At 65.5% G+C, this 16,967-nt stretch carries 13 protein-coding genes; 9 read left to right on the top strand and 4 right to left on the bottom strand.

What is annotated here, in order from left to right; genetic code table 11:
- Position 1 precedes the first annotated feature (1 nt).
- A complete protein-coding gene (locus JOF56_RS16690) occupies positions 2 to 1,348 on the top strand; it encodes a purine-cytosine permease family protein (RefSeq protein WP_307855131.1) in 1,347 nt (448 codons plus the stop codon).
- Positions 1,349 to 1,352: 4 nt separating this feature from the next.
- Here JOF56_RS16690 and JOF56_RS16685 read toward each other — a convergent pair whose 3' ends face one another.
- Positions 1,353 to 2,507, bottom strand: a complete 1,155-nt coding sequence (locus tag JOF56_RS16685; RefSeq protein ID WP_209638800.1) for a cytochrome P450 family protein — start codon at positions 2,505 to 2,507, stop codon at positions 1,353 to 1,355.
- On the bottom strand, positions 2,494 to 3,615 hold the full coding sequence (locus JOF56_RS16680; RefSeq protein ID WP_209638798.1) for an amidohydrolase family protein: 1,122 nt from the start codon (positions 3,613 to 3,615) through the stop codon (positions 2,494 to 2,496). The genes JOF56_RS16685 and JOF56_RS16680 overlap by 14 nt, the downstream gene beginning before the upstream one ends.
- Positions 3,616 to 3,672: 57 nt before the next feature.
- On the opposite strand from JOF56_RS16680, the gene JOF56_RS16675 reads away from it, so the two are divergent.
- The 7 genes from JOF56_RS16675 (at position 3,673) to JOF56_RS16645 (ending at position 15,161) form a co-directional block, all read left to right on the top strand.
- Positions 3,673 to 4,953, top strand: coding sequence for a type I glutamate--ammonia ligase (locus JOF56_RS16675; protein WP_209638797.1), 1,281 nt, complete (start codon positions 3,673 to 3,675; stop codon positions 4,951 to 4,953).
- Positions 4,954 to 5,019: 66 nt separating this feature from the next.
- The gene (locus tag JOF56_RS16670) at positions 5,020 to 6,843 is read left to right on the top strand and encodes an AMP-dependent synthetase/ligase (RefSeq protein ID WP_209638795.1); all 1,824 of its coding nucleotides are present in this window, start codon (positions 5,020 to 5,022) and stop codon (positions 6,841 to 6,843) included.
- Positions 6,844 to 6,853: 10 nt separating this feature from the next.
- Positions 6,854 to 7,327, top strand: coding sequence for a (2Fe-2S)-binding protein (locus JOF56_RS16665; RefSeq protein ID WP_209638793.1), 474 nt, complete (start codon positions 6,854 to 6,856; stop codon positions 7,325 to 7,327).
- Complete coding sequence (locus tag JOF56_RS16660) at positions 7,324 to 8,292, top strand: FAD binding domain-containing protein (RefSeq protein WP_209638791.1); 969 nt, start codon at positions 7,324 to 7,326, stop codon at positions 8,290 to 8,292. The genes JOF56_RS16665 and JOF56_RS16660 overlap by 4 nt, the downstream gene beginning before the upstream one ends.
- Positions 8,289 to 10,367 carry a xanthine dehydrogenase family protein molybdopterin-binding subunit gene (locus tag JOF56_RS16655; RefSeq protein ID WP_209638789.1) on the top strand — a complete coding sequence of 693 codons (2,079 nt, stop codon included), beginning with the start codon at positions 8,289 to 8,291 and terminating at the stop codon, positions 10,365 to 10,367. Before JOF56_RS16660 ends, JOF56_RS16655 begins: the two co-directional genes overlap by 4 nt.
- Positions 10,368 to 10,720: 353 nt before the next feature.
- Complete coding sequence (locus JOF56_RS16650) at positions 10,721 to 12,382, top strand: glucosyltransferase domain-containing protein (protein ID WP_209638787.1); 1,662 nt, start codon at positions 10,721 to 10,723, stop codon at positions 12,380 to 12,382.
- Positions 12,383 to 12,515: 133 nt separating this feature from the next.
- Complete coding sequence (locus tag JOF56_RS16645; protein ID WP_209638785.1) at positions 12,516 to 15,161, top strand: glycoside hydrolase family 2 protein; 2,646 nt, start codon at positions 12,516 to 12,518, stop codon at positions 15,159 to 15,161.
- On the opposite strand, the gene JOF56_RS60695 is transcribed toward JOF56_RS16645, so the two are convergent.
- Positions 15,158 to 15,394 (bottom strand): TetR family C-terminal domain-containing protein, encoded by a 237-nt coding sequence (locus JOF56_RS60695; RefSeq protein ID WP_372447961.1) that lies wholly within the window; start codon positions 15,392 to 15,394, stop codon positions 15,158 to 15,160. The genes JOF56_RS16645 and JOF56_RS60695 overlap by 4 nt on opposite strands.
- Here JOF56_RS60695 and JOF56_RS16640 point away from each other — a divergent pair.
- Positions 15,279 to 15,632 carry a VOC family protein gene (locus JOF56_RS16640; protein ID WP_372447959.1) on the top strand — a complete coding sequence of 118 codons (354 nt, stop codon included), beginning with the start codon at positions 15,279 to 15,281 and terminating at the stop codon, positions 15,630 to 15,632. The two genes, JOF56_RS60695 and JOF56_RS16640, sit on opposite strands and share 116 nt — an antisense overlap.
- On the opposite strand, the gene JOF56_RS16635 is transcribed toward JOF56_RS16640, so the two are convergent.
- Entirely contained in the window at positions 15,614 to 16,960 is a 1,347-nt protein-coding gene (locus tag JOF56_RS16635; RefSeq protein WP_209638781.1) for an 8-oxoguanine deaminase, read from the bottom strand. The genes JOF56_RS16640 and JOF56_RS16635 overlap by 19 nt on opposite strands.
- Between the last annotated feature and the right edge of the window lie 7 nt (positions 16,961 to 16,967).

Genomic DNA, 16,967 nt, shown 5'->3' with positions numbered 1-16,967 from the left:
AGTGGCCTACGGCGAGAAAGTCGTCAAGGTAGAGCCGGGTGGAATCGAACCGGTCGCGGCGCAGGACAAGCACGGCAGGCCGATCCAGCTGTTCTGGACGTGGACCTCGCCGAATCTGGAATTCGCCACGATCTTTCTCGGTGTGCTCGCGGTGTCGGCCTTCGGACTGTCCTTCTGGCAGGCGGCCGCGGCGCTGACGCTCGGCAATCTGCTGGGCTCGATCGCACACGGCTTTCTTTCCGCGCGTGGCCCGGTGCACGGCGTTCCCCAGATGGTTCTCGGCCGGGTGGCGTTCGGCTATTGGGGAAATCTTCTGCCGGCTTCGCTGATGTCCATCATGGCCGGTGCCGGCTGGTTCGCGGTGAACAGTGTCAGCGGCGCGTTCGCGTTGAACTCGTTGACCGGGTTGCCGGTACTGCTGTGCCTGGTCCTGATCGTGGCCGTGCAGATCCTGATCGCCTTCTTCGGCCACAACCTGGTCCAGGCGTTCGAACGGTACGTCTTCCCGGTGCTCGCCGTGGTCTTCCTGGTCACGGCCATATTCATCTTCGCCAGGTCGGCGCTCAGCGGAATTGGCGGCGCCGGCGGGCTGGGAGGTTTCCTGCTCACGGCCAGCGCGGCCTTCGGCTACACCGCGGGCTGGAATCCTTACGCCGCCGACTACACGCGTTATCTGCCCGCCGGGACATCACGCCGGGCCGTCGGCTGGTTCGCGGGCTCTGGCCTGTTCCTCGCCACGACCGTGCTCATGCTTGTCGGTGCGGCCTCCGTGACTGTCGGAGGCAATGCGTCGAGCAATCCCGCGACCACATTCACCAACAACCTGCCGCCCTGGCTGGCCGCACTGACCTTGCTGGCGATCGCACTCGGTGCGGTCGCGGCCAATGTACTGAACGTGTACTCCGCCGCACTCGCCTTCCTCACCCTGGGGATCAACCTTCCGCTGGCGTGGCGGCGGGCCGTGGTCGCGGCTTGTTTCGGTGCGATCGGGTTCGTCCTGGCGTGGCTGGGGCTTTCCGACGCCGGGCACGCGTACGAGAGTTTCCTGCTGGTGATCGCGTACTGGATCGGGCCCTGGCTCGGTGTGGTCCTGGTGGACATGCATGTCCGCCGAGGCCAGGTGATCGACAGCGCCCTGACCGACACCCGGCACCGCAACTGGGCCGGTCCAGTGGCGATGCTCGCCGGCATGCTCATCTCCATCGGCCTGTTCTCCAACCAGTCGCTCTACACCGGCCCGATCCCCCAGGCCGTGCCGTGGATCGGTGACATCACGTTCCTGGTCGGTTTTGTCATCGCGGCGGGGATTTACGCGGTATGGCCCAAAACTCCGGTTCGCGCCGGATAGCCGTCTACCCGGGAAAGCGGACCGGCAGCTGCTGCAGTCCGCGGAAGACCGGGAACGGGTGCCATGTCAGTTCGCCGTCCAGCCGGACTGAAGGGCGCTGCCGGAGCAGGGTGCCGATCGCGATCTCGCCTTCCATACGGGCCAGCGGAACGCCGAGACAGCGGTGGATTCCGTGGCCGAAGGCGAGATGTGGTTGCTCCGGACGAGTGATGTCCAGCCGGTCGGGATCGTCGAACCGGCTGGGATCGCGGTTGGCCGAAGCGACCCCCACGATCACCACACTGCCCGCCGGGATGATCGTCCCCGCGATCTCGATGTCCTCGGTCGGATAGCGGGGTGACGCGCGGGCGGTCGGCCCGTCGTAACGGAGAAGTTCGTCGACCGCACCCGCGATGAGCGCGGGCTGTGAGCGGAGCAGGGAAAGTTGCTCTGGGTGGCCGAACAAGGCGGCGAGGCCGTTGCCGATGAGGTTCATGACCGGCTCGTGCCCGGCGAACAGCAATTGCTGTGTGAGCGCGACGACTTCCGCCTGCTTCAGTTCGCCTGCCCGCAGTGCGCTGACAAGATCGTCACCTTCTTGTTTGGTGGCAACAAGATCTGTGACGTATTCGCGCAGCCGACGGCCGCCTTCCTCGCGTGACATGCCTTCCGGCGTGATGTAGGGCGGTGTCATCGCCGCGGTGGTCCACTCGCGGAACTGGTCACGGTCCTCGATCGGGATGCCCAGCAGTTCGGCTATCACTGTGAGGGAGAGCGGGTACGCGAAGTCACCGATCAGGTCGGTGCGATCCGGCAATGACGCGACCAGTTCGTCGGCAATGCCCTGAACTCGCGGCCGGAGAGCTTCAGTTCGCTTCGTCGTGAAGGCCTTGGTGACGAGCGCACGCAGCCGCGTGTGCCGGGGCGGGTCGGTGGTGTGCAGGTCGAACGTGGCCTCGGCCGGGTCGCCGCTGACCATTCCGGCGTTGCGGAGCGCTTCCCACGCGTGCCTGGGGTCCTTGGCCAGTCTCGGATCCGCCAGCGCGGCCTTGGCCTCGTCGAACCTGGTGATCAGCCAGTACGTCAGGCCTCTCGGGTCCTGGATCCGGTGTACCGCAGCCTCTTCCCGCAGCTCGCGGTACGTGGGGTGCGGGTCGGCGAAGAACTCAGGCGTGTACATCGCGATCCAGCCTATAGGCGCGTATCGCGTTCTCGCTGGCGATCAGTCTGGCCACCCGTTCACCGTCGGTTGCGTTCCAAGATCCTTCGGACACCGCCGCGTCGATGACCGCCGACAAACCCCGCCGGAACAATCGCGCGGACAGGTAGTAGAACTCCGGCAGGCCGAAGGCGTCCGACGAGTACAGGAACTTGCCGAACGGCGTCAGCTCAAGGGTCTCCTCGATCACGGCGGTGGCCCGGTCGCCCAGATTGTGCGTGGCCAGGCCCACGTCCACGAACACGTTGGCGAACACCTGCGCCAGATATCCGGCGTGACGGTGGAACGGGTAGTTGTGCAGCAACATCACCGGCACCCCGGTCGGCTCGATTTCCCGGAGCAATCCCATCAGCAGCAACGGATCGCACGACCGCATGTCCACATCGGAGTCACCGAGGCCGACGTGGAACTGGATCGGCAACCCCCGGTCGACCGCACACCAGATCAGGAACCGCTGCAGCACCGGATCGGCCAGCCGTTGATCGCGCGCCAGCCAATGCGCTGCCGCGTTGGCCACCTCGGCTTCCGACGGCCGGTCCGGATCGAGGTCCAGACCGGTCCGGTAGGCCGCGATGGACTTCACCCCGACCGCCTCCCGGGTCCTCGATTCCAAAAGGGACTGGAACGCGCCGGCGAATCCGTCGGCGTCGACGGTGCCGAACAGCGACTCGGCGACCTGCTCCAGCCGGACGATCTCGTAGGCAGGCGCCGACGCCAGCGCCCCGAGTTCCGCCGGGGTCAGGATCGGTTCAGGCACGTAGCCGGTGTCCACGCACAGGCCCGACAGTCCGGCGGCGGCCAGGAACCGGGCGTTGACCTCCTCGAACCCGAGCGCGGCCCGCTGCACGAGGTACTCGAGTGCGGGTGTGTGCGGTTCGAGGCCGAGCACCGGCGCGCACCACCTGCGGACCGCGTAGCCGATCCGGGAATCCAGCAGGCTTCCGCCCACTGTGGACATTTCGCCGCCGGCCTCGGTGAGCATCGCCTGGAAAGCGGCCTCGTCCAGGTCACGCCGGACAACTCCGTGGCAGTGGTGGTCGATCAGGTCAAGTTCGGCCCATTCCGGCATCGCGCGCGCCCCTCAACAAGGAGATCATTGCCCCGAGCCTAAGAGTGAGGGGAAGCGATGGATTCCGCGAACCTGACCGCGCGGGGTGTGCTCGCGGTCGCGGTCACCTGGGTCGACAACAGCGGCGTCACGCGCGTCAAAGCGGTCCCGGTCAACCTGCTCTCCAGGGCCGTGACCAGCGGAATCGGCGCGTCCCCGGTCTTCGACTACTTCCTGCTGGACGACTCGATCGTCGGCGGCGGGCCGGTCGGCGACCTGCGGCTGAAACCCGACTTGAGCAGGCTGACCGTGCTGGCGGCTCAGCCCGGCTGGGCGTGGGCACCCGCAGTGCGGCACGACCAGGACGGCAACGTCCATCCAGGTGACGCCCGGGGCCTGGCTCAGCGGGTCGTGACGCGGCTGGCCGCCGACGGACTCGTCGCGATGGCCGCGTTCGAGGTCGAGTGGTGCGTCTCCAAGGGCGAGGACGACTTCGTCCCGGCGTGCAGCGGTCCCGCGTACGGCATGACCAGGCTGACGGAACTGTCCGGCTACCTGCACGACATCCTCGACGCGCTCGCGACGCAGGGCATCGAGGTCGAGCAGATCCACCCCGAGTACGCCGCCGGTCAGTACGAGCTCTCGGTCGCGTGCCAGTCCCCGGTCGCCGCCGCGGACACCCTCGTCCTGGTCCGCGAGACCATCCGCGCGGTCACCCAGAATCACGGTCTGCGGGCCACCTTCGCACCCAAGGTGGTCGCCGGCGGTGTCGGCAACGGCGGGCACATTCACCTGAGCATATGGCGCGACGGCAAGAACCTGCTGGCCGGAGGCGATGGCCGGTTCGGGCTGACCGCCGACGGCGAGTCATTCCTCGGTGGAATCCTGTCCAGACTGCCCGCATTGCTCGCGATCGGTGCACCGTCTGTAGCGAGTTATCTGCGGCTGATCCCGTCGCATTGGGCCGCGCCGTTCGCCGCCTGGGGCCTGGAGAACCGGGAGACCGCACTGAGGTTCATCACCGCAGGTGAACCGAATGTCGAGGTGAAATGCTTCGACCTGTCGGCCAACCCGTACCTGGCCATCGCCGGGCTGCTGGTCGCGGGCAGCGCCGGGATCGCGGAAGGGGCGCTTCTGCCCGAGCCGGTCGACGTGGACCCCGCGACGCTGGACGACGCCGTGCCGCTGCCGTCCTCGCTCGGTGCGGCTCTGGCGGCGTTCGAGGCCGAACCGGCGTTGCTCACCGCGTTCGGGCCGGAACTCGCCGCGGCCATCAGCACCGTCCGCCGGGGTGAGATCAGCCTTTTCGGTGATGCCCCCGCCGAAGAGGTGGTCGCCCGCAGCCGATGGAGTTATTGACGAGTCTGGAATTGGCCGGGTCGATGTCATAGGTTTTCAGCTCCAGGGTGACGCAAAGGAGCGGGCGTGGGCAGTGTTGAAGAGGCACGGCAAGCAATCGACGGCCAGACGGTAGCCAGTTTCCTACGACGTAACGCAAAAGAATTCGCCGACCTGCCTGCGATCAGTTCGAGCTGGGGCCCGGACGCCACGACGCTGGCGTGGGGTGAATTCCGCGAGCACATCGCCGCGCTCGCGCACGGCCTCAGTGAGCTGGGCCTGTCCACCGGCGACCGGATGCTGATCATGTCGGCCCGGCGCCCTGAGCACTGGGTCAGTGATCTCGGAGCACTACACCTCGGTGCGATCTCGTGCACCACGTACGACACCCTGTCCCCGGAGCAGATCACCTTCGTCGCCAGGCACAGTGCGACGCCCGTCGTTGTGCTGGAAGGCGCCGAGCAGATCTCTCGCTGGCGGCCCGCACTGGACGAGTTGCCCGGCCTGCGCAAGGTCGTCGTCATCAACGAGGATGACGTGCCCGCGGGTGACGACAGGTTCGTGTCGTACCGCGAGGTTTACGAGAAAGGTGCCGCCAAGCACGCCGCGGATGTCGAGGCGATCGAGCGGCTGGCGGACACGATCAACCCGGAGCAGCCCGCATGCATGATCTACACGTCCGGCACCACAGGTGACCCGAAGGGCGTAGTGCTCAGCCACTACAACCTGCTCTTCGAGGCCGCGTCGGTGGACACGGCGCACCCGTTGCCGATGCATGGCAAGTCGGTGTCGTACCTGCCGTTGGCGCACATCGCCGAACGCATGCTCGGTATCTACCTGGTCATCTACAAGGCCGGGCACACCACCACGGTCGCCGACCACACGCAGCTTATTCCCGCGCTGCATGGGGTTCGGCCGTTCGGATTGTTCGGCGTGCCGCGCGTCTGGGAGAAGATGGCGGCCGCTCTGCAGGGCGGTCTGGCTGCCATGCCTGAGGAACAGCGTGCCGGCGTGCAGATGGCCCGCGACGCTGCCGCCGAGGTCTGGAAGCTGGGCAGCGAGGGCAAGCCGGTTCCCGAGGAGCTCGCCGCACGGCTGAAAGTGCTCGACGAGAAGGCCTTGCTGCCGATCCGGACCATGCTCGGGCTGGAGCAGATGACCCGGGGCGGCAACAGCGGTGCCGCGCCGATCCCGGTCTCGGTGCTGGATTTCCTTGCCAGCATTGGCATTCCGGTGCTCGAGGTGTGGGGCCTGAGCGAGACCACCGGCGCGGTCACCCAGAACGTGCCGGACTCCTACCGGGTCGGCTCGGTCGGCCAGGCACTGCCCGGGTGCGAGATCAAGCTCGGCGAGGACGACGAGTTGCTGGTCCGCGGCCCGACAGTGTTCCTCGGCTACCTGCAGGCGGACGGCACGATCAAGCCGGATGTCGACGCGGACGGCTGGTACGCCACCGGCGACGTCGGCAAGATCGACGAAGACGGATTCGTGTTCATCACCGACCGCAAGAAGGAACTGATCATCACCGCCGGTGGCAAGAACATCGCGCCCGCCAAGGTGGAGGGCCTGCTGCGAGCCCACCCGCTGGTCAGCCAGGCAGTGGCGATCGGCGACACGCGGCCGTACATGACCGCGTTGATCGTGCTGGACGACGAGGCCGCACCGATATGGGCGCACGCCAAGGGAATCCCCGCCGACAACCTCGCCGCCCATCCCGTTGTCCTGGAAGAACTCGAGAACCTCGTACAGCAGGCGAACGCCGTATTGTCCTCGCCCGAGCAGATCAAGAAGTACCGAGTGCTCTCCGAGACATGGACCGCGGAGTCCGGTGAACTGACACCGACACTGAAGCTCAAGCGCCGCGTGATCACCGACAGGTATTCGGAGGCGATCGCGTCGCTCTACGAATAATGTCTGGTGGGTGACATCCCACCACGAACAGACGACGTCACTAACGGTCAACGGCCGGCCCTGTCAGGTGCCGGCCGATCCAAGGATGACGCTGGTCGACGCGCTGCGCGAGCAGCTCGGGCTCACTGGAACGAAGAAAGGCTGCGACCGCGGCGAATGCGGAGCGTGCACAATCCTGCTCGACGGCAGGCGTGTTCTGTCCTGCATGATGCTCGCGGTCGCGGCCTCGAATGCCGAAATCACCACCATCGAGGGTTTGTCCGCTGAGGGCGAACTGCATCCCGTGCAGAAGGCGTTTCATGCCAATGATGCCTTTCAGTGTGGTTTTTGCACACCCGGACAGGTGATGTCCGCGGTCGCCTGCATTGCCGAGGGCCACGCGGGTTCGGCCGCGGAGATCAAGGAGTGGATGAGCGGCAACATCTGCCGCTGCGCGGCATATCCACAGATCGTCGCCGCCGTGACGGAGGCGAGCGTCCAATGAAGACATTCACCTACGATCGCGCAGGCGATGTCGCTGAGGCGCTGGCGGCCCTGGCCGAGCCGGGAACCCAGCTGATGGCCGGCGGCACGGAGATGGTGAACTGGCTCAAGGAAGGCATCGAGACGCCGGACCGTGTGGTGGACATCAACGGCCTGCCACTGGCGTCGATCGACACTTCCGGCCCGCTGCGGATCGGCGCGCTGGCCCGGATGAGCGATGTCGCAGCCGATCCTGTTGTGCAGCAGGACTATCCGGTGCTGCGTGACTCGTTGCTGCGGGCGGCTTCCGCTCAACTGCGCAACATGGCCACCATCGGCGGCAACCTGCTGCAGCGAACCCGGTGCGCGTACTTCCGCTCGGATACGCCTTTGCCTTGCAACAAACGGGAACCTGGCAGTGGATGCTCGGCACTGATCGGTGACACGAGCGCGCAGGCCATCTTTGGATGGAGTGAATCCTGCGTCGCCACGCACCCTTCCGATTTGGCCGTGGCATTGGCGGCGCTGGACGCGTCGGTGATTGTGCAGGGTCCGTCTGGCGAACGCCGAATTCCAGCTGTGTCGTTCCACCGGCTCCCTGGCGATACCCCCGCGCTGAATACAGAACTCGCGTCGAACGAATTGATTGTCGCAGTGGAGGTTCCGGCCGCCGCGCCACGATCACATTACTTGAAAGTTCGCGAACGGGTGTCGTACGAATTCGCGGTCGTTTCCGCGGCTGCAGTCATCTCCTTGGAGGGCGACACGATCACGTCTGCCCGAATTGCCGTGGGCGGCGTAGCTCATCGGCCTTGGCGGCTGACAGCGGCCGAGTCCGCACTGACCGGCGTCTCGATCACCGACCGCAATGCTCTGTCGGATGCGGTCGCTTTGTCGTTCGCCGATGCACGTCCGCTGGCGGACAACGGCTACAAGGTGATCCTGGCTCAGCGGGCCGCGGTTCGCGCACTGGAGGAGGCCCGATGACCTCGCTCATCCGGCCGGACGGCCCGGCCAAACTCACCGGCGCCGCGATCTATGCCGCCGACACCCAGGTCCCGGATGTCGTCCACGCGGCTCTCACGACCGCAACAATCCCTTTTGGGCAAGTCGCGTCGATCGACAAGTCCGCGGCATTGGCGGCGCCTGGCGTGCTGGACGTTATCGACCACACGAACGTCCCGCAGCTTCCGCCATTGACCAGCCCGCCCCTCGGACATTCAGTCATCCCGTTGCAGACCACGCAAGTGCACTACGACGGCCAGCCGGTCGCGCTCGTGCTTGCTTCCACGCTCGAACAGGCGCAACACGCGGCAACCTTGGTATCCGTGTCCTATTCGGACGTTGGAACTCCACTGGCCTTCGGACAGGGTGCAGCTGTCATCCCGAGCGGCCCGGCCGTGTACGGGCCGCCGGTGGAGCGCACGGGCGATGTCGACGCCGGTTTGGCTCGTGCGGACAAGGTCGTTCAGGCCACGTACACCACCTCGGATCGCCATCACAGTCCAATCGAGCCGTCGGCCACGATTGCCTGGTGGGACGACGATCAATTGACAGTGCATTCCTCGGTGCAATCCTCGTCGATTGCACAAGGCGCACTCGCAGGTCTGTTCCAGATCCCGTCGGAGCATGTCCGGGTCATTTGCCCGTATGTCGGCGGTGGCTTCGGTGCAAAAGGCTACGTCTGGCCGCACCTGGTGCTGGCGGCTGTCGCGGCCAAGGCCAGCGGCCGTGCAGTCAAACTGGTGATGACACGGGCGCAGATGTTCTCGTTGTCCGGGCACCAGCCCGAGACCTCGCAGACTGTCACCCTCGGTGCAACCGCAGACGGCAAGCTCACAGCAATCCGGCACCACAGCATCAATGCCGCTGCGCGCGTCGACATGTACACCGAGATGACCACCGGCGGCTCGACCTGGCTGTACGACAGCCCGGCGATCGACACCGAGCTGAGGGTCCGGCAGGTCGACCGGCCCCAGCCGACGCCGATGCGTGCGCCGGCCGAGGGTCCCGGCCTGGTGGCGCTCGAGTCCGCGATGGACGAACTGGCCGTGGAACTGGGCATCGACCCGGTCGAGCTCAGGGTGATCAACGAGCCGCCTGCCGACCCGATGACCGGCAAACCGTTCTCCGCCAGGTCCTTGGTGCAATGCCTTCGGCAAGGCGCGGAGCGCTTCGGCTGGGCGGACCGCAAACCGCAGATGCGTGACGGCAATTCACTCATCGGCTGGGGCATGGCCGTGTCCTCGATGAACGGCTTCCGCGGCTCATCCTCAGCACGCGTCCGGGTCTCGTCGGACGGGCACGTCGTGGTCGAGGCCGGTATGCAGGAGATCGGCAGCGGCCTGCCCGCCATGATCCAGGTGATCGCCGCCGAAACACTGGGCTGCGCCCCGTCGGACGTCGAAGTCCGCCACGGCGACACAGCCTTCCCGCCTCACATGGGCACGATCGGATCGATGTCCAGCGGCAGCCTGAGCGCGGCCGTCCAGGACGCCGCAAGCTCGGTGATGGAGAAGCTGCAGGCCCAGCCCGGCGACTCGCTGGCCGGCCTGATCGACGCGGCAGGCCTGGAGTTCGTCGAGTCCGACGGCAGCTGGGCACCCGGCGCGGAAGGCAACGAATACTCAATCCGCACCTACGGCGCGGTCTTCGTGGAGGTCAGGGTCGACGCGGACCTGGGCCTGGTCCGCGTCCCCCGGATAGTCGGCGTCTACAGCGCGGGCCGGATCATCAACCACCTCGCCGCCCGCAGCCAGATGACCGGCGGGATCATCTGGGGCCTCGGCCAGGCCCTGCTGGAAAAATCCGTCCTGGAGCCGAACCTGGGCCGCTTCCTGTCCCGCAACCTCGCCGGCTACGTCGTCCCGGTGAACGCGGACGTCGGCGACATCGACGTCACCTTCATCGAAGAGGAAGACCGCATCGCCAGCCCAGTCGGCGCCAAGGGAATCGGCGAACTCGGCGCCACCGGCGTCGGCCCAGCCATCGCCAACGCCATCCACCACGCCACCGGCCGCCGAATCCGTTCCCTCCCCATCCGCATCCACGACCTGCTTTAGCCAATACCCCTCGCTCCCGCAGGGGTCCCCTCCCGGGGGACCCCTGTTCACAACGCTATTGGAAGGGGGCGACAGTTCCGGGCGACCGACGCCGAAGCAGACGCGACTTATCCACAGATCCCAGTTGTCCACAACAGGGATCCAACTGGACTTGACTTACGGCTCGTGCACATCTCTTCGGAAGCTATCTGGCCGAGGTCACTCGCCAGTGGCGCGACGTCACCAAGAAGTATCAACCGACAGTGCTCGAAGCACACCAGCGGGTCACCCGAACAAGATGATCTAATACCTCAAGTAGTGAATCAGCAACAAAAGATGGCTAACGCCCATGAGTTGCTGACGATGTCCAGGGGGTGACCGTTCCTCCCACGCACCAAAGACCGCTCGCGCCTGTCGCGCCTGATCGGCCGGCCAACGGCGCCGCACCGACTGCGTTCGCGGCCCTGATGCGCGGGAACGCGGAGCGGATCCGCGAAAAACGTCAGTCGCTACGTGCCGGCTTGCGATCGGATCACTTCCGCTTCCTGCTTGTGCTGGGCGTCATCGCCTACGTCGCGACGTTCGTGGTCTACAACTACTTCTTCACCCATGTCGGCTTCACGAACCACACGTTCCCGCACACCTGGGTATTGGGATACCCGTCGTTCAAGACCGAGTATGAGGGCCGCTGGTTCGCCGACATCCTGATCCAGCTCACGGGCGGATCCGGGGTCCCGACGTTTCTGATCGCGTTGGCCGCGGCCGTGCAGATCGTCAACGCGTTCGTGTTCGCGGCGATCTGGCGCGTCCGCAACCGGGCCACGCTCGTCGTGCTCGTCCTGCTCTTCTGCTTCCACCCAGCGATCCTTGACTACTACTCGTTCTCGGTCGACCACGTGTCGTTCGTCATCGGCGATCTGCTCGCCATCCTGGGCACGCTGGCGCTGGATCGCCTGCGCAACAGGTGGTACCGGATTCCGCTGGCAATACTGGCCTTCGCGCTCGCGCTGGCCACCTACCAGCCGAAGATCGCGCTGATCGCCCTGCTTCTCATCGCGTGGTGTCTACGACCTGGCGACGACAACGAGGTGGAGGCGGCGGCTCCCGCAATGGTGCGACGCGTGGCTGTCGCAGTGGCTTCCCTGAGCGCTTCTGTCGTCGTCTACTACCTCAGCGTCCTGCTGACCGCCGCGAGATCGGGCGGCGAGCGGCGGCACATCAACTCGGTCTCACGGATGATCGAAACGTTCGCGGATTCGTACCGGGAGACGATCGCGAACTTCACCACGCGGGTGGACTACCTGCCAAGCCTGCTGTCCTTCCTCCCGGCACTGCTGTTCGTAGCCGCTGTCGCGGTTCTTCTGGTTCGGGCCCGGCGCCGCGGGCTCGCGCCGGTGATCCTTTCCGTGCTGCTGATCGCCTGCGTTCCCCCGGCGCTGCAGCTGAGCTACATCATCAACGACGAGACCTGGGCTTCGGTCGGCCGGATTCTCTCGGTCCACCTCTACCTCGTCGGGTTCGCCGTGATCGTCGTCATGGCGGCGAACACGCTCGGACGGATCGCTGTCGGCGTCGGCTCCACAGTCCTCCTCTACTTCTTCGTCACCGTGGCGTCGCAGGAGGCCAACAGCGCAGCCCTGCGAGAGGTCTATGACACAGCCAAGGTGCAACGGATCGTCACCCGTATCGAGCAGGTCGTCCCCGATGGCTTGGCCAGCCCTCGGCCCGTGGTCGTGATCGGGGAGCTTCCACTCCAGTCCGAACAGCCGTTCAAGCGGCTTCCCAACCTCCTCTACGGCGCCCATGTCAACTCGGAGCCGTTCGTTGCCTACCGGCAGACTCTGATCCTCAACTTCTTCCTCGGCCGGCCTGTCATCGTCGCGCCGACCGAAGCTCAAATCGCCTCGGCGACAAAAGCGGCGGGAACTCACCGCGCGTGGCCTGCGTCGGATGCGGTTTTTGTGACCGATGACGGTGTCCTCACCGTGCTGCTTCAGCCCTACCGGGACGGTGTGCCGGTGACGTGGAAGCGTTGATGACCGCAGGAGTACAGGTGTGGGCTCGTGGGCGGCGGTGATGGTTTGTAAGGGCTCTTGCCAAACCTGGGTGTAAGCGCGAGAGTGAGGGGCGCCCGTATCCGCGCCGCCGCATAGCCCAGGAGCGTCCCTTATGAGACGTCGCCGTGCCGGCCTGGCGGTCATCGCCGGCTTGACCTTGATGTTTTCCCTGCTACCGGGGCTGAGCGCGAGCGGCGCCCCGAATCTGAGCCTGGCCGCGGGCCAGGTGAGCACGATCCCGGACTGGCGCCTGCAGACCAGCCGGACAGCCACTCAGACCGGCGATGTGATCTCCGGCCCGGGGTTCAACGACTCGAGCTGGCTGCCAGTGCCCGCCCGGTCCACGGTGCTGGCCGGGCTGATCGCCAACAACCGGTATCCGGATGTGAACTTCAGCGAGAACCTGAAGCAGGTCAACAAGAACGACTTCAGTGTCCCGTGGTGGTACCGCAAGGGTTTCACCGCCGAACAGCCTGCGGGCACGCACACGTTCCTGAAACTCAAGGGCGGGGTCATCTCCCGCGGCGAGGTCTGGCTGAACGGAACGAAGGTCGCCGGGACGGACACGGTGATCGGCGCATACCCGACCCGCGAGTACGACGTGACCTCGCTGATTCGTAACGGCGACAACGCGATCGCGATCAAGGCGATGCCGTCGGACCCGTCGAAGGATCTGCTGATCCACTTCGTGGACTGGACGCAGCTGCCGCCTGACCGCAACCAGGGCCTGTTCCGGGATGTGCAGTTCGCCAACAGTGGCGCGGTGTCACTGCGGGATCTTCGGGTCTCCACGGATCTGCCGCTGCCGAATCTGAATACAGCCGACCTGAGTGTAAAAGTCAATGTTCGCAATGACTCCAGTGCCGCCGTCAGCACGCAGGTCACCGGAACGATCGACAATGTCGGCTTCACGCAGTCGGTGTCGCTGGCAGCCAAAGAGACCAAAACAGTCACGTTCAACCCGGCCAATACACCCGGCCTGCGGCTGACGAACCCACGCGTTTGGTGGCCGTTCACAATGGGCGACCAGCCGATGTACAACGCCGAACTGTCCGCGACTGTCGGTGGCGTGGTGTCGGATACCGCGAGCACGAAGTTCGGCGTCCGTGAGATCACCTCGTCGCGGGTCAACGGCGGCGGACGGCAGTTCGTGGTTAATGGCAAGCCGTTCCTGGTCCGCGGTGGCGGCTGGGCGTCAGATCTGTTCCTGCGCACCAATGTGCGCTACATCGAAGACCAGATGAACCTGGTCCGCGCGATGAATCTGAACACCGTCAGGCTTGAGGGCAAGCCGGAGAACGACGAGTTCTACGATATCGCCGACCGGCTGGGAATCATGGTCCTGACCGGGTGGGAGTGCTGTTCTGCCTGGGAGAACTACGGCTCGTTCAATGCCGAGAAGAATCGCGTCGCCGGTGAGTCCGCCGAAAGCGAGGCCAAACGCATCCGGAACCACCCCAGCCTGCTCGGCTTCCTGATCGCGAGCGATCTGGCCACACCCGCGGCGCAGGAGAAAATCTATCTCGACGCGTTCGCCCGCGCGGACTGGAACCTGCCGATCATCGCGTCCGCGTCGAACAAGAGCTCCCCGCAACTGGGCAATTCCGGTATGAAGATGGACGGCCCGTACTGGTGGGAGCCACCGGTCTACTGGTACAACAAGCAACAGGGCGGCGCGGCCGGGTTCGCTTCGGAGATCGGCCCGGGCCCGACCATCCCCGAGATGGACGAGCTGAAGAAATTCCTCACCACGGCCGACATCAACAAACTGACCAACTACACCGCGAGCCAGTACCACCTGTCGCCGACCGGCACGTTCGGCAAGTTCTCCTTCTGGGGAACGGCACTGGACAGCCGCTACGGCAAACCGGCCACTGTGGACGAGTTCGTCCGCAAGGCGCAGCTGGCCAACTACGAGACGAACCGCGCCCAGTTCGAGGCGTTCGCGGACAACTTCTCCGACAGCAGCAACCCCTCGACCGGCGTGATCTATTGGATGCTCAACGACCCATGGCCCAAGCTGTTCTGGCACCTGTACGACTACAACCTGGCCACCGCCGGGTCGTATTTCGGCGCGAAAACCGCACTCCGGCCGTTGCACGTGCAGTATTCGTACGACGACAAGTCACTTTCGGTGGTGAACACCGGACTTCAGGATTCGTCCGGACTGAGTGTCCAGGTGACATTGTTCAATGCCGACGGCACACAGAAGGCGAACGAAACGCGCGCTGTCAACTCACGCGCGAACGCAACGGTCAAGGCAGGCAACCTGCCACAACCCAGCGGCCTGTCCACGACCTACTTCGCCAGACTGCTGCTGAAGAACTCAGCCGGAACAGTCATCGACCGCAACGTGTACTGGCTGTCCACAAAGGCCGACACGCTCAACTACGACGATTCTGACTGGTACTTCACGCCGCAGTCGGCCTACGCGGACCTCAAAGGCCTGAACTCGTTACCAGCAGGCACAGTCGACGCCTCAGCGACGTCCACTGCAGAAGGGGAGAACACCAAGACGACCGTCACGATCACCGGAACGGGCAGCAAGGTCGCGTTCTTCCTACGAGCGAGCCTGCGCAAGGGTTCCGGTGGACCTGAAGTCCTGCCCGTGAACTGGTCGGACAACTACGTCACGCTGTGGCCAGGCGAAACCCTGACGCTCACGGCAACCTACCGCACCACCGATCTCGGCGGCGCGGCACCGGTCGTGGAACTGTCCGGCCACAACATCACCAAGCGGAGTCTGCCCGCGAGCTAATCCCTCATCGCTTCAAGGAAACGTGACAGGGCGGCCCATGTGTCCGCCAGGTCATCCGGATTCGTCGAGGAGGCCAGCCAGAGCGCCGCTTCGTTCATCGCCCCGGACAGCAGGTGGGTGAGCGGCGCGACTGGTTGCGCCGCAATGATTCCGGCCGCGATCAACGAGGTCAGCGCTTCGCCAGGGCCGATGCCGTACGAACTCGCCCTGCTCGACCCGACGCAACCGACCATTCCGGAGGGATACGGCAAGCCCGTGCAGGGGCTGCTGCTGAACTTCGAGGTGGAGGACGTGGACGCGGAGTGGGCACGGCTGGTCGACGGCGAAGGCCTGCCGGTCGCCTTGTCCCTGCGCAGCGAGGACTTCGGCCGACGGCACTTCATCGTGGCCGACCCCAAAGGAGTCCTGATCGACGTCATCACGCCGATCGCACCGTCGGCGCAGTACGCCGATCAGTTCCTCAACGCCTGACATGCCTTGGCCAAGTCGCGAGCCAGGGTGGGCTCGTCCGCGGTGAGCAGCCGGTCGTTCCCGACCACCGGTTCACCGCCGACGAGCAGCATTTCCAGTGGCGGAACGCGCCCAAGTACCAGTGCCGCAACAGGATCCACGATTCCGGCGTGTGCAATCGTGTCCACGCGCCAGATCGCGAGATCCGCGAGCTTGCCCGGCTCGATCGACCCGATGTCCGCAGCCCTGCCCAGGCACCGCGCACCGCCCATGGTGCCGACCCACAACGCTTGCCTGACCGTCAAAGCCTTCGCCCCACCACGTTGCCGCGCGGTGAACAAAGCCTGCCGGAGTTCTTCGGCCAGACCACCGGATTCGTTGGACGCCACGCCGTCCACACCCAGCCCGACGGGCGCGTTCACATCCAGCAACGCACGAACCGGCGCCATTCCGGAGCCCAGACGCGCGTTCGAGCTCGGGCAGTGCGCGATCCCGGTACCGGTCCGGCCCATCAGCGCGATCTCGTCGTCGTGCAGGTGCACGCCGTGCGCCAGCCAGACGTCAGAACCCAGCCAGCCCAAGTCCTCCGCGTAGGCAACCGGAGTCTTTCCGAACTCCCGCAAGCATTGCTCTTCCTCATCCTGGGTCTCAGCAAGATGAGTATGCAACCGCACGCCGTGCCTACGCGCCAGCCCAGCGGCCTCCCGCATCAGTTCGGTGCTTGCCGAGAACGGCGAACAGGGCCCGACCGCGACCTGAATCTTCGCCCCGGCAGACGAATCGTGGTACTTCCCGATCGCCCGCTCGGTCTCAGCGAGGGCTTCATCGGTTTCCTCCACAATGGAATCCGGCGGCAGCCCGCCCTTCGACTCGCCGCGGTCCATCGACCCCCGGATGGCGTGCAGCCGGATGCCGATCCGCCTCCCGGCGTCGATCAACGCCTCGAAAACGTCTCCGCCGTCGCGCGGGAACACATAGTGATGATCAGCGGCAGCGGTGCAGCCACTGAGCGCCAGCATTCCCAGGCCCGCGGCCGAAGTCGCGGACACGATCTCCGCGTTGATCCCGGCCCAGACGGGATACAGCGCGACAAGCCAGCCGAACAGGTCCTCCTGCTGGGCGTAACCGCGCGTCCCCCATTGGTACAGATGATGATGTGTGTTCACCAATCCAGGCGTGACAAGGCAACCAGCCCCATCCACCCGCCGCAGACCGGAATACTCCGCAGGCGCAGCACCAGAACCCACTGCGGCTATGCGACCGTCCACAACAGCCACATAGCCGTCAGCAAATTCAGTGCCCTGCCCGTCAATCGTCGCGACGTACGCGCCTGTGATGAGTGTGTCCACTCACCCA

Origin of the sequence: Kibdelosporangium banguiense, assembly GCF_017876405.1 — a bacterium.
Classification (GTDB): domain Bacteria; phylum Actinomycetota; class Actinomycetes; order Mycobacteriales; family Pseudonocardiaceae; genus Kibdelosporangium; species Kibdelosporangium banguiense.
The sequence above is the reverse complement of the archived record's forward strand: the minus strand, read 5'-3'. Positions and strand labels throughout refer to the sequence as shown.